Annotated in this window: 12 protein-coding genes; 4 read left to right on the plus strand and 8 right to left on the minus strand. The window is 59.0% G+C overall.

The window, feature by feature from the left end:
- Positions 1–29 precede the first annotated feature (29 nt).
- Positions 30–260, minus strand: coding sequence for a DUF1653 domain-containing protein (locus NUW46_RS00300; protein ID WP_305965404.1), 231 nt, complete (start codon positions 258–260; stop codon positions 30–32).
- 158 nt (positions 261–418) lie between these two features.
- Here NUW46_RS00300 and NUW46_RS00305 point away from each other — a divergent pair, with 158 nt between their 5' ends.
- The gene (locus tag NUW46_RS00305) at positions 419–2,215 is read left to right on the plus strand and encodes a sensor domain-containing diguanylate cyclase (RefSeq protein WP_418141083.1); all 1,797 of its coding nucleotides are present in this window, start codon (positions 419–421) and stop codon (positions 2,213–2,215) included.
- 14 nt (positions 2,216–2,229) lie between these two features.
- Here the strand turns inward: NUW46_RS00305 and NUW46_RS00310 are convergent, their stop codons facing one another.
- From NUW46_RS00310 to NUW46_RS00340, 7 genes are all read right to left on the minus strand, one after another.
- Entirely contained in the window at positions 2,230–2,616 is a 387-nt protein-coding gene (locus NUW46_RS00310) for a DoxX family protein (protein ID WP_069182459.1), read from the minus strand.
- A gap of 16 nt (positions 2,617–2,632) precedes the next feature.
- A complete protein-coding gene (locus tag NUW46_RS00315; protein WP_222465780.1) occupies positions 2,633–3,082 on the minus strand; it encodes a group I truncated hemoglobin in 450 nt (149 codons plus the stop codon).
- A 2-nt stretch (positions 3,083–3,084) separates the two neighbouring features.
- Positions 3,085–3,960: a DUF3034 family protein gene (locus tag NUW46_RS00320; protein ID WP_418141084.1), complete on the minus strand. Its 876-nt coding sequence runs from the start codon at positions 3,958–3,960 to the stop codon at positions 3,085–3,087.
- Positions 3,957–6,311 (minus strand): putative bifunctional diguanylate cyclase/phosphodiesterase, encoded by a 2,355-nt coding sequence (locus NUW46_RS00325; protein ID WP_418141085.1) that lies wholly within the window; start codon positions 6,309–6,311, stop codon positions 3,957–3,959. The genes NUW46_RS00320 and NUW46_RS00325 overlap by 4 nt, the downstream gene beginning before the upstream one ends.
- Complete coding sequence (locus NUW46_RS00330) at positions 6,311–6,976, minus strand: methylamine utilization protein (RefSeq protein ID WP_418141086.1); 666 nt, start codon at positions 6,974–6,976, stop codon at positions 6,311–6,313. The genes NUW46_RS00325 and NUW46_RS00330 overlap by 1 nt, the downstream gene beginning before the upstream one ends.
- Before the next feature lie 16 nt (positions 6,977–6,992).
- The gene (locus NUW46_RS00335) at positions 6,993–7,643 is read right to left on the minus strand and encodes a hypothetical protein (protein ID WP_064229410.1); all 651 of its coding nucleotides are present in this window, start codon (positions 7,641–7,643) and stop codon (positions 6,993–6,995) included.
- A gap of 206 nt (positions 7,644–7,849) precedes the next feature.
- Entirely contained in the window at positions 7,850–9,178 is a 1,329-nt protein-coding gene (locus tag NUW46_RS00340) for an MATE family efflux transporter (protein ID WP_305965409.1), read from the minus strand.
- 203 nt (positions 9,179–9,381) lie between these two features.
- On the opposite strand from NUW46_RS00340, the gene coxB reads away from it, so the two are divergent.
- Genes coxB through NUW46_RS00355 form a run of 3 tightly spaced genes read left to right on the plus strand, consistent with a single transcriptional unit; the run spans position 9,382 to position 12,765 of the window.
- Positions 9,382–10,506, plus strand: coding sequence for a cytochrome c oxidase subunit II (coxB, locus tag NUW46_RS00345; RefSeq protein WP_418141087.1), 1,125 nt, complete (start codon positions 9,382–9,384; stop codon positions 10,504–10,506).
- Between the two features lie 57 nt (positions 10,507–10,563).
- On the plus strand, positions 10,564–12,147 hold the full coding sequence (gene ctaD / locus NUW46_RS00350) for a cytochrome c oxidase subunit I (RefSeq protein ID WP_069182467.1): 1,584 nt from the start codon (positions 10,564–10,566) through the stop codon (positions 12,145–12,147).
- Between the two features lie 15 nt (positions 12,148–12,162).
- Entirely contained in the window at positions 12,163–12,765 is a 603-nt protein-coding gene (locus NUW46_RS00355; protein ID WP_418141088.1) for a cytochrome c oxidase assembly protein, read from the plus strand.
- Positions 12,766–12,778: the final 13 nt, after the last annotated feature.

Below are 12,778 nucleotides of genomic sequence, written 5' to 3' on the forward strand. Positions count from 1 at the left end.
TCGCGGTAGTCAAAGCGGTTGTGTAACCGTCAGACTTCGTCGAGGCGGGCAAAGCGGGGTACCTGCTCGCCGGCTACTTCCACGGTTTCGCGGAACATGGTCAGCGGGCGCACCCAGAGGCTGTAGTCACCGTACAGGCAGCGATACACCACCATCTGCTCTTCGGTTTCACTGTGCCGGGCAACGCCAAGGACTTCATAATCCTTGCCCTTGTAGTGTCGATATTTCCCCGGACGTATTTCGTTCTTGCGCTCGGTCATTATTGGCCTCAATGGATTCGGGCTATGCTGGCCCTGTCGTTACGGAGGACGTAGCATTCGCAACCGTCTAAACTGGAAAAAATTGCAGGGATGCGTACGACTCAGTCAGGGCCTGAAAGTGTAGAACACCAGGACGGGCCCGGAAACCGGAAACAGCTATGGTGCGGCAGTTATACTGCGTCCTTCTGATTATTTTCGCGCTGACATGTCTGGCCAGCGTGCCTGTTCAGGCCGCTCCCGTTGCATTCGACTGGCTGGAAGCGCCCGCTGATGAATTGGCACTGGAAGACGTTCGTGCCCTGCCGCCCGGGGACTGGCAGAGATCCGGCTCCAGCGAGGTGTTCAATCGTGGTTTCAGTGATGGCAGTTTCTGGCTGAGGGTCGAGATTCCGCCGGAGCCGGCAAACCGGGTAATGGAGATCGGCTACCCGTTGCTGGATGAAGTGTCAGTGCACTGGGTGCTCAATGGCGAGCTGATCCAGACCCACCACACCGGCGACACCTTGCCGTTCAGCAGCCGCCCGATCCACCATCGCAACTTTGTCTTCCTGGTGCCGTCGAACACTGAGCCAGTCACCGCTTTCGTTCGGGTAAAAACGCAGGGATCTGTCCAGATTCCGGTCGAAGTTACGCCCTCGGCCCAATTCCTCGCCAATGAGCAGTTTTCCTATGGTTGGCAGACGGTGTTCCTGGGCATCATCATTGCGATGGCGCTCTATAATCTTTTCCTCTTCGTCATCGTGCGCCACTCCACCTACCTCTGGTATGTGCTGACCGTTGTATTCACGGGGCTGGTTCAGCTCAACTTCAATGGTCTCCTGTTCCAGTGGCTCTGGCCTAATGCACCGGGTATCAATCAGTATTTCACCATTCCGGTTATCTGTGCTGCCCTCTTCGCCGCCATTATTTTCGCCATACGCTTCCTCAACATTCGGCATTACAGCCTGAAAAGCTACCGGTTCCTGCAATGGGTTCTGACAGCGATTTTTGCCTGCTTGGTTTTCGGCCTGTTCGGCAGTTATCAGACTGGTATCGTACTGGTTAGCGGTCTTGCGGCTGTGGTCACGCCAGCGGCCTGGCTTATCGGTTTTCTTGTCTGGCGCAAGGGCCAGGTTCTTGGCGGCTTTTATGTGCTGGCCTGGACGCCGTTGTTGATTGGCCACCTGATTCTGGCAGTCAGCAAGCTCGGTATGATGCCGCGCAGTTTCCTTACCGAGTTCATGCCGCAAATCGGCGTGGCGCTGGAGGTGGTCCTGCTGTCCTTTGCCCTTGCCTACCGCATCAATCTGGAGCGTCGCAAACGCCACGAAGCTCAGGAACAGGCGCTGGCAATCCAGCAACAGGCAAACCTGACTCTTGAACTGCGGGTTCAGCAGCGTACCGACGAACTGGAACGGGCCAACGAGCAGCTCAAAGCAATCAGCCTCACCGATGGGCTGACCCATGTGGCCAACCGGCGACGGTTTGATGAAAAACTGCAGGATGAGTGGAAGCGGGCCCAGCGGCACGGTCATCCGTTGAGCCTGCTCCTGCTGGACATTGATCACTTCAAGCGGGTAAACGATGAGCTGGGCCACCTGGTCGGCGACGATTGCCTGACGGAGGTGGCCGCCCTGTGTGCTGCCGAGGTCCAGCGATCCGGGGATCTGCTGGCCCGCTACGGCGGTGAGGAATTCAGCATTCTGCTACCGGCCACCCCGGAAGAGGGAGCGGTTCGGGTTGCCGAGCGAGTGCGTCAGGCGGTGGCCCGTTCGCCGGTGCACTCAGGCGAACGGGTAGCTCCGGTCAACCTTACCATCAGCGTGGGCGTTGCCTGCCTGGTGCCAGACCCCTGCATGGAGCCCCAGGAGCTGATTCGTCAGGCCGATGAGGCGCTGTACGCAGCCAAGGAGTCCGGCCGTAACCGGGTCATGGTAGCCCGGGACTTCAGGGCCGCGACTGTGCCCGGCACCTGACGTCCCTCGGATACTCAGTTCTTCAGCTTGTACCGGCCTGGCCCAAGGAAGATCACTGCGACCGCCGTGAACAGGAAGAAACCCTGCAGTTCCAGGGCCCATCCGCCGCTACGCCCGAGGCTGAGGAGCTCGTTGCCATGGACCAGGATGATGGCAAACAGCATGTTGAAAATAATCAGCAACGCACCGATCCGGGTCTGATAGCCAAGAATGACCATCAGGGGTGCAATGATTTCGCCCACGTACACACCGTAGGCCAGGACGGTCGGCAGGCCATGGCTGGCCAGCTCGCCCTCAATGAAGCCGACGCCGTTCAGCAGCTTGGCTATGCCATGGAACAGCATCAGCCCGCCCAGCGTCAGGCGGACAATCAGTTTTCCCAGATCAGCGTTTTCGAGCAAGGTAGGGTTCTCCGTTCTATAGATTGCGAATGTCAGGGTACAGCGGCAGCAGCCGTTTGATCAGCCGGTTCTGGGCGCCGGTGGGTATGTCGTTCTGTTCCATGGCCAGTATCAGGTTTTCCGCCAGGGCATTGAACTGGGTGTCGGTGATGGCCATGTCGGAATGCAGCTCCCGCATCTCCCGACCGGTATAGGTGCAGGGCCCGCCACTGAGCTCGCACAGCTGATCCGTCAGGTTGTGGTGGAACTGGGCGACATCCATGCCCTTGAACTGCTGGTTGATGCGATCGTCCTCGACAATCAGATACAGCAGGTCTTCGACCACGTTGGCAATGCCCTCACGTTCACCGAGTTGCTGATACAGGGATGCATCAGGCTGGCTGTTCATACTCTGGCAGCCCACCAGAACCATTGCCATCCCCAGCATCAGGGGGGCGATCAAGCGCTTGAGGTTCAGGTTTGTCATGATCAAAAGCTCCCCTGCAGCGAGAGATACAGACCTTGCTGGTCTTCCAGAGTGGCGACGTCACCCAGGTTGACCAAGGCTCCGGTGACCGCCAGGCGCCGGTCCGGCACCCAGGCTACGAACAGGTCCCACCAGTCATCCTCGGTGGCAAAGCCCAGATTGTCCGGCTTTTGCCGGTACTCCGCACCCACCAGCCACTGACGGTTCAGGAACAGTCCTACGCTGCCCTCCATCATCAGTTCGTGGCTGTTATTCCGGTCACCGCCAAAACCCAGAAGGCCGCCCTGGTTGGCCCTGGTTGCCCGGGCGGTCAGATTAACCAACAGGTTCCTCTCCATCACCGCCGCGAAGAACAGCTTGCTGCCGCTGACAAACACATCGGTGCCACTGTCATCCCGGGCGCCGATGGCCGAAGGCACGGTGAAATCGCGTTGGCGTTTATACTGAATGCCGGCAGACCATTGGCCCCAGGGAGTGTAAAGGACATCACCGGCGAGCCGAACCTTGGCACCGAAAATGTCCTGATTCAGTTCGTCCTGTTCAAGTCCGAATCCGTCTTTGAGGGTAAACACCAGGCTGTCCAGATCCAGGGTCTGCCGTGCCACGGTGATTTCCAGACGGTTGTTCCAGTTCAGTCCCGCGCCGGTGACCGAGAGCGAGTAATCGTCCACTTCGGCCCGGCTGAGCGCCAGCGTGCCGCCCCACTCTTCATCGCTGGCGTAACTTCCCAGAAGGGCCCAGGGGACCAGGCCACCACCGGCACTGCCTTCAATGGTAGTGACACCTCCGGTCGCCCAGATCCGGCTGCCGATGTCGGCCACGGCGGTCTGGGCTACCAGAAGCGCCAGGGTCACAGTTATGAAGGGTCTGGCTGTCATTCTGAATACTCCGGGTTGCGGTGGGTCAGTTCCCGTTCTCGGGCGGCCAGGGAGCGGGCAGTCTCTGGCAAATCCTCGGGGGCTACCGGCCGGCTCAGGTAGAAGCCCTGGCCCAGATTGCAGCCCCAGTGTTGCAATAGCTGCCAGGCCTCCAGATTCTCGATGCCCTCGGCGACGACCTTTAGCCCAAGGCCGTGGGCCATATCGATGGTGGAGCGCACGATGAGTTGGTCCTGGGGCTCGGAATCCAGTTTCAAGACGAAGGACTTGTCGATTTTCAGCTCCTGTACAGGCAGTTTGCGCAGTTGGGACAGCGAGGAATAGCCGGTGCCGAAGTCATCTACCGACAAGGTCACGCCCAGCTCACGGAGCCGGTTCAGTGTCGCCATGGCCTCTTCCGGATCTTCCATCAGGGCGCTCTCGGTGACTTCCAGGGTGACCCGCGCCAGATCGTGGTGCCAGTCCTTGAAGGTATCGCGGATGTATTGGATCAGGGCAGGCCAGGTCAGGTCCATGGCGGACAGGTTAATGGCCACACCCGCGTCAACACCCTGGTTATGCCATTGCCGGGCATCGCTGGCCACCCGTTGAAGTATATGGGCTGTCAGATCATGAATCTGCCCGGATTGCTCGGCGAGGAAGATGAACTCCTCCGGGGATATGAATCCCAGCTCCGGGTGAATCCACCGCACCAGGGCCTCTACCTGGACCAGCTCGCCGGTCTGGCTGTCGAGTTTCGGCTGATAGTTCATATGCAACCCGTTATTCAGGATTGCCGCGTGCAGATCGGTGATCAGCTTCAGTTCCCGGAGATGGCTTTCATCCTGGCCGGGCTTGTAGCGGGTGAAGGCATCGGGGTGGGCCTCGGCCTGCTCGAAGGTAAGATTGAGCCTGCGACGCAGGGCATCGGTATCCGAGGCATCTTCCGGCAGTTCCATGGTGACGATGGTGACCCTGAGGGAGAAGGGGGTCTGGTCTACCTGCAGAGGGGATTCAACCAGCTCTTGCAGTTGTCGGATCCGGTGACTACTTTGCTCCGGGGGCAGTTGCGGAATCAGGGCCAGGAACTCACCGCCCCCGGTACGGGCGACGATACGCGCGTCTGGAAGCTCTTCCTGCAGGCGCGTGGCGATGCCAATCAGGACTTTGTCGCCGAATTCCAGGCCCAGGGTATCGTTGATGTCGGAGAGGTCGTTCAGCCGTATTCCCACCAGCGTGCCCCGTTCACCCTGCTCAAACAGCGTGGCGGCGTCTTGCATCAGGGCGTTTCGGTTTTTAAGCCCGGTGACATCATCATGGGTCGCCGCATACCGGATCTGGGCTTCCCGTTCCCGAAGGCCGGACAGCATGTCCCTCAGGGCGTTCCGGAGCTGGGTCAGTTCGCCGCCGGCCCGGATGGCTGGAGCCCGGGGCGTATTGCCCTCACCGATGGCCCGCGCGTAGCTTGCCAGTTGCAACACCGGACGACCCAGATTCCGGGCAATAACCAGGGCAAGCAGGATGGCGAAAACAAGGATGGCGCTCACCAACAGGGCGATTTCCACGGCCCGCCGGTAATAATTCTGGAGCGTTGCATCGCGACTGATCAGCAGCACGGCCTGGATGGCTGCAGGTTCCGAGTCGCCAAGGTTGATGATGCGGGTGAAATAGCCAGCACTTTCGATGAACCTGGCGTTGCCGGATGCCCCTTTGAGCTCTTGCTCTAGACTTTCATCGATGCGGGTGGTGGTGGCAAAGCTGCTCAGGCCCTCTGTTTGATCGGATCGCGCCCGGAAAATCACCGAGGTCCCACTGAGGCGGGCGATCACTTCCGCGAGGGATTGGTCCAGGGCAAAACCGGTGACCAGCCAGGCCCGAAGACCCGGCGCTTCAACCGGCGTTACAAGAACCTCAAAGCCCATGCCGTCGATAGCGCGCAATGACCGGGAAAACCCGTTGCGCCGGGTGTTGGCGAGCTGGTCGGGAGTGATTTCAGGAAACGGGCGCTGCAAGGTCGAGGCCAGGGGCTGCCCCTGACTGTCCAGCAGGAGCGCGAAGTCGGCACCTACCCTTCCGCTGTGGTTCTCAAGAGCGCTGTCGATGGTGGCCGGGTCGCGGCTGGCAATGGCCGAGCGAAAGCCGAAATCCTGAACCACGACGCTGAGCCGGGACAATTCCAAGTCGGTGCGCCGGTCAATGACTTCCTTGGTCAGCCGCTCGCCGATGGTCAGTTGTTCCAGGGCCCGGCTTTTTTCATCCTCGAACAGGTACACCATCAGCAGGGCCACGATCACCAGGCTGACCAGGGCCACCAGTGAAATCATGGCGGCAATCAGTCGGCCGCGGAATCCGAGACGAGACGACAAACCCATCAAAGCTCCCGGAAGCGCTGCTGGAGTCGGTCCAGCGAACCTTCTGCGGCAGGCTCGGGTTCAAGGTTGAGCGTCACGATTGCTGGTTTATCGCCAGCCTCGATTTCACGGGTGACCGGGCGGGTGCTGTCCGGCAGTCGTGGGTGCCAGATCTCCACTGTTACCTTCTCGGGGTTGCCTTCGGTACCCGGCGACTTGATCGACAGGGTGACCTGGCCGGAGGTATCCGTCTGGCCGGTCGCGGCGGTATCGGTAACCACAACAAACCCCTGCATGTGATCGTGAATGTTGCAGCCCAGCTCAACGATGCCTGGTTTATCGAACATAATCGGAGCCGCCGGGCGGTCGGCGTAAAGTTCAATGTTGAAGGTTTTTGCCGGCGAGAAGGAGTAAACGTGGTGCTGGGTATTGTCGCGATTCGGGAAATCCACGCTGGAGCCAACGGGAACCACCAGCACATGAGGATGGAAGGCGCGATCCTTCTGATAGATTTCGGCAGCAACCGGGGTTACCGGACGGCCGCTGTCTACCGAAACCACAGCATTGGCCACGGGCTCGGTGCTGCCATCAAGGGTAACGGTTACGGACAATTCGTACGCCTTGGCTGTCACGGTCATGGCGGACACTAGTAGGCCCGCCAGTACTGCACTCGCTGATACTCTCATTAAACCTCTGAACCTGTCAGGCCAGGCCGGAACCGAGGGAAAATCGAATGTGGTTCCTTACCAGCAGATTTTCCCAGTAATGCCGCATCCAGTCCCAGGCGGCGTTGTTCACCTGCTCGACAAACGGGTCGAGGTTCAGTTCGTAATAGTCCGGCGTGCCTGCTATCTGCAACACGGTTACGGTGATGGAGTCGTCCAACTCATTGGCAAAGGGCTCGCCGATCAGCTGATGAGCCAGCAGGTTAGCACGAGTAGCTTCTATATCCACGATTTCGCTGGCCCGGGTACACCGGTTATTTTCATACATCTCTTCCATCAGCCTGTGGCAGAGGTAGGCGCGAATCAGAAGGCCATCAAGGCCGTCGTAGCGCACCAGAAGCGCCGACGGCTGGGTGAAATAGCGGATGGCGGCGTTAACGAATGGCTCAAACAGATCGGCTTTCCCCGCCTCACGGGCGCAGGCTTCGACGCACTCAATCAGCCTCGGCGCCATTTCAATGTATTCGACCACAAACTGGAACAGGCAGGTGGCAGGCTGGTAACCCTCGATGGTAACGGCAGACGGCAACGCAGCAACCTTTTCATGAAGCTGCCGGAGGAAGGTTCCGGAGCGGGCTTCCTTGCGTCGCGCCTGGTCAATAATCTCTAGGACTACCTGTGGTGTCATTTCAGGAGAAGCCGATGTCTGAACGAATTGAGGTCGCAAGGCGCCTCCCGTTGTTAGCAACTGATAGCAACGAGTTCCCGGGCAGGAGAGGAGGGCTGGCTACCACATCGTGCCTGCCTGTTCAGACAAGTGTAGCCGAGATTTTTCCAACTGCTTTTGTGCCATGGTGTAAATAGTGAGCCGTAATGTTACAGATTGAATCCGGGTCACTGGTTCTGGAACCACCGGCCATGACGCGTGTGGGACCAGCAGAGCCACCCCATACTCACGGCCCGTGCGATCATCAGGGAGATCAGTGCGAACCAGAGCCCGTGATTGCCCCAGCCTGTGGTCAGCCACCAGATCGGCGCGAAAACGGCCAGGGCGGAAAACAGCATGGTGTTCTGCATGTCCCGGGTCCGGGTTGCCCCGATAAACACGCCGTCCAGAAGAAAGCCCCAGACTGCGGCAAACGGTAGCAGCCAGAGCCACGGCAGGAAGCGCCAGGCGGTGGCCCTGACCTCTTCGATACCGGTAAGCAGCGAGATCAGCCAGTGCCCTCCGGCGACAAAAACAATGGTCAGTAGCAGGGCGCCCCAGAGTGACCATCTCAGGGCACTGCGGAAGACCACCCGGAACCGGCGCCGGCTGCCTTTGCCAATGGCTTCACCAATCAGCGCCTCGGCGGCATTGGCAAAACCGTCCAGGGCGTTGGAAATCAGCAACAGAAAAGTGATCAGAACTGCATTTGCCGCGAGGATGGTGTCTCCCTGTCGCGCGCCCTGGGCGGTAAAGAACGCCAGCACCAAAAGCAGGGCGATGGTGCGAACCATGATGTAGCGGTTCACCCGGAGGATCTTCAGGTAATCCTCCAGCTTGCCAAACAAAGCCCGGGTGAGTGTCTGCCCCTCGGGCATCCGGCTCAGCACGATCAGGAATCCGATCGTGGCGGCACCGTACTCGGCAATCACCGTGGCGATGGCCACGCCTCTGCTGTTCCAGCCAAGCACGGTAACAAAGAGGATATCCAGCACGATGTTCAGGCCATTGGCGGCAATCAGCATGATCATGGGGCCCCGGGGAAACTGGGTGCCGATCAGCCAGCCAACCAGCGTGTACTGGCACAGAACGGCCGGCGCGCTCCAGATCCGGATAGCTGCATACTCGGCTGCCAGCTCGGTAACGCCCTGACTGGGATTCATCAGGGTCAGCCCGGTCTGGATCAGTGGCTGGTGACACAGAATCAGCAGCACGCCAATACCCGTTGCCAGCAGCACCGAGCGCAGCAGTAATGCCACCTGGCTGAAGCTGTCGCGCTTGCCCCATGCCTGGGCCGCCAGGCCGGTCGTGCCCATCCGCATGAAGCCAAAGGTCCAGTACAGGATACTGAACAGATTGGCACCAACGGCCACGGCGCCCAGGTATTCGGGACTTTCCAGATGTCCGAGCACGGCAGTATCCACCAGCCCCAGTAGAGGAACGGTGAGGTTGGTGAGCATCAGAGGCCATGCCAGAGCCCAAAGGCGTCGGTCGGTTGCCGGGAGGTGAAAAGTCATATTCTTTTTGATTCTTAAAATTCCGTGGTTAGCTTTTTTGGATTTAGCCGATTTTTTAGTCTTTTTTTGATCTGTGTCTATACTCGAATCTGAGGTATCCGTAAGCAGGCTTCCACTCTGGTTTTTCCGGTGTATGCGAGCGCCAGAGAGACCGGTGGGATAACGCAAAATCCGACAAGAATAACACTCTGTGGAGACACAGTATGCGCGTGCACGCTCAGCGGGCAGGTGCCCTTTTAGGCGGTCTGATGTTCCCCGCCTGGTCCATGGCGGACTGGACACTGAACATGACCCCGGGGGTGACCGGCACCAGTAATGAAATTTTCAGCCTTCACATGACCATACTCTGGATCTGCGTCGTCATTGGCGTCGTGGTCTTCGGAGTCATGTTCTGGTCTATATTTGCCCACCGAAAATCCCAGGGCGCCAAACCGGCGAACTTTCACGAGAACACCCTGGTAGAGATTCTCTGGACCATCATACCTTTTGTCATCCTGGTTGTTATGGCGATTCCTGCCACGGCAACCCTGGTCGATATGTATGACACCACCGAATCGGAGGTGGACATCAAGGTCACCGGCTACCAGTGGAAGTGGCAATACGAATACATCAATGAGGATTTTGGCTACTTCTCCAACCTTTCCACGCCACGGGAACAGATCGATAACCGCCAGGCCAAAGGCGAGAATTACCTGCTGGAGGTGGATAACCCGCTGGTGATTCCGGTGGGCAAGAAAGTCCGCTTCCTGCTGACGGCCAACGATGTCATCCACTCCTGGTGGGTGCCGGATTTCGGCGTCAAGAAGGATGCCATTCCCGGCTTTATCAACGAGACCTGGACCCGTGTGGACGAGCCCGGTATCTATCGCGGTCAGTGCACCGAGCTCTGCGGCAAGGATCATGGCTTCATGCCGGTGGTTGTCGAGGCGGTTCCCGAGGAGGAATACAACGCCTGGGTCGCCGAGAAGAAAGAGGCCGCGGAGCGTGAACGCCAGTTGACCCAGAAAGACTGGACCATGGCCGAGTTGATGGAGCGCGGCGAGAAAGCCTACCAGACCGCCTGCGCCGCCTGTCACCAGGCAGATGGCAGCGGTGCACCCCCGGCCTTCCCGGCGCTTAAAGGCAGCCAGGTAGTGTTGGAAGACATGGCCGCCCACATCGACATTGTGGTTAACGGTGTCTCCGGAACGGCCATGCAGGCCTTCGGTGGCCAGCTCAGTGAAGTGGACCTCGCCGCGGTGATTACCTACGAGCGCAACGCCTGGGGTAACAACACCGGTGAAATGGTCACTCCGAAAGAAATTTTTGATTACAAGAACCAGCAGTAATCAACGCCAGATAACAGATATCACCAGCCACAATAAATGGCGGTAACGGGGGTTTTCATGAGTGCGGTTGCAGATACCCACGCCCAGGATCATCATCACGGCCCGGCCAAAGGCATCAGCCGCTGGCTGCTGACCACGAACCACAAGGATATCGGGACCATGTACCTGATATTCAGTTTCGCCATGTTCCTTCTGGGCGGAACCATGGCCATGGTCATTCGGGCAGAGCTGTTCCAGCCCGGCCTGCAGATTGTGCAGCCCGAGTTCTTCAACCAGATGACCACCATGCATGGCCTGATCATGGTCTTCGGTGCGGTCATGCCGGCCTTTGTCGGCCTGGCCAACTGGATGTTGCCTCTGATGATCGGGGCACCCGACATGGCGCTGCCACGGATGAACAACTGGAGCTTCTGGCTGCTGCCCTGTGCCTTCCTGATCCTGGTCTCCACGCTGTTCATGGAAGGTGGTGCGCCCAACTTCGGCTGGACCTTCTACGCGCCCCTGTCGACGACCTACGGGCCGCCCAGCACCACCTTCTTCATCTTCGCGGTCCATATCATGGGTATCTCCTCGATCATGGGCGCCATCAACGTGATCGCCACCATCCTGAACCTGCGGGCCCCGGGCATGACCCTGATGAAAATGCCCCTGTTCGTCTGGACCTGGCTGATCACGGCGTTCCTGCTGATTGCGGTGATGCCGGTACTGGCCGGGGTGGTCACCATGATGCTGATGGACATCAACTTCGGCACCAGCTTCTTTGACGCCTCTGGCGGTGGTGATCCGGTGCTGTTCCAGCATGTGTTCTGGTTCTTCGGGCATCCCGAGGTGTACATCATGATCCTGCCGGCATTCGGGGCGGTGTCCCATATCATTCCGGCGTTCTCGCGCAAACCGCTGTTTGGCTATGCCTCCATGGTCTATGCGGTGGGTGCCATCGCCCTGCTCTCCTTCGTGGTCTGGGCGCACCACATGTTCACCGTCGGGATCCCCATCGTTGGCCAGCTGTTCTTCATGTACGCCACCATGCTGATTGCGGTACCTACCGGGGTAAAGGTGTTCAACTGGGTGGCCACCATGTTCCGGGGCTCCCTCACCTTCGAAGCGCCAATGCTGTTTGCCGTGGCGTTCGTGATCCTGTTCACCATCGGTGGTTTCTCTGGCCTGATGCTGGCCATTGCGCCGGCTGACTTCCAGTACCACGATACCTACTTCGTGGTTGCCCACTTCCACTATGTGCTGGTGCCGGGCGCCATCTTCGGGATTTTCGCTTCCGCCTACTTCTGGCTGCCCAAATGGACCGGCCACATGTACGACGAAACCCTGGCCAAAACCCATTTCTGGCTCTCGTTTATCGGTATGAACCTGGCGTTCTTCCCGATGCACTTCCTGGGTCTGGCCGGCATGCCGCGACGGATTCCGGACTATGCCCTTCAGTTCGCGGACTTCAATATGGTTTCCAGTGTTGGCGCGTTCATGTTCGGCGCGACTCAGCTGTTGTTCCTGCTGATTGTGGTCAAGTGCATCAAGGGTGGCAAAGAGGCTGCGGCCAAGCCCTGGGATGGTGCTGAAGGTCTGGAGTGGACCGTGCCTTCGCCGGCGCCTTACCACACCTTCTCGACACCACCGGAAGTGAAGTAACCGGAGGCCGGTGCCATGTCGAACCAGCAGGCAAATAATGCAGGCTCTTCCCGTAGCACCAACCGGGTTGTCGGTTGGTGCCTGGCCGGGGTGGTTGGCATGTTTGCCTTCGGCTTTGCCATGGTGCCGCTCTACGACGTGTTCTGCGAGATCACCGGGATCAACGGCAAGACCGGTGGCCGGTACGAGTCCACCGAGGTGGCCGAAGCGGACATGACCCGCACGGTGAAAGTCCAGTTTCTGGCCTCCAATGGCCCGGGAATGACCTGGAAGTTTCGCCCGGTTGTGCGTTCCGTGGAGGTACATCCCGGGGAGCCGACGACCGTGAACTTCTACGCCGAAAACCCGACAACCGAGGCCATGGTAGGGCAGGCGGTCCCTAGCCTTGCCCCGTCGGAAGGCACATTGTACTTCCACAAGACCGAATGCTTCTGCTTCAACCAGCAACCGCTTGAAGCGGGTGAAAGCACTGAAATGCCGCTCATTTTCATCGTCGACAAGGACCTGCCCGACCACATCACCAAGCTTACGCTTTCATACACGCTGTATGACCAGGGCAAGCAGCCGGCGGTAACGCAAACTTCCCGGAAAGACACAACAACAAACGATAACGGATAAGCCATCGGAGACT

This window comes from Marinobacter sp. MA (assembly GCF_048298425.1).
Classification (GTDB): domain Bacteria; phylum Pseudomonadota; class Gammaproteobacteria; order Pseudomonadales; family Oleiphilaceae; genus Marinobacter; species Marinobacter salsuginis.

Excerpts from the sequence above, each read along its gene's own strand:
- NUW46_RS00300 (WP_305965404.1), bottom strand. The coding sequence starts at position 260 with ATGACCGAGCGCAAGAACGAAATACGTCCGGGGAAATATCGACACTAC.
- NUW46_RS00305 (WP_418141083.1), top strand. The coding sequence starts at position 419 with ATGGTGCGGCAGTTATACTGCGTCCTTCTGATTATTTTCGCGCTGACA.
- NUW46_RS00315 (WP_222465780.1), bottom strand. The coding sequence starts at position 3,082 with ATGACAAACCTGAACCTCAAGCGCTTGATCGCCCCCCTGATGCTGGGG.
- NUW46_RS00320 (WP_418141084.1), bottom strand. The coding sequence starts at position 3,960 with ATGACAGCCAGACCCTTCATAACTGTGACCCTGGCGCTTCTGGTAGCC.
- NUW46_RS00325 (WP_418141085.1), bottom strand. The coding sequence starts at position 6,311 with ATGGGTTTGTCGTCTCGTCTCGGATTCCGCGGCCGACTGATTGCCGCC.
- NUW46_RS00330 (WP_418141086.1), bottom strand. The coding sequence starts at position 6,976 with ATGAGAGTATCAGCGAGTGCAGTACTGGCGGGCCTACTAGTGTCCGCC.
- NUW46_RS00335 (WP_064229410.1), bottom strand. The coding sequence starts at position 7,643 with ATGACACCACAGGTAGTCCTAGAGATTATTGACCAGGCGCGACGCAAG.
- NUW46_RS00340 (WP_305965409.1), bottom strand. The coding sequence starts at position 9,178 with ATGACTTTTCACCTCCCGGCAACCGACCGACGCCTTTGGGCTCTGGCA.
- coxB (WP_418141087.1), top strand. The coding sequence starts at position 9,382 with ATGCGCGTGCACGCTCAGCGGGCAGGTGCCCTTTTAGGCGGTCTGATG.
- ctaD (WP_069182467.1), top strand. The coding sequence starts at position 10,564 with ATGAGTGCGGTTGCAGATACCCACGCCCAGGATCATCATCACGGCCCG.
- NUW46_RS00355 (WP_418141088.1), top strand. The coding sequence starts at position 12,163 with ATGTCGAACCAGCAGGCAAATAATGCAGGCTCTTCCCGTAGCACCAAC.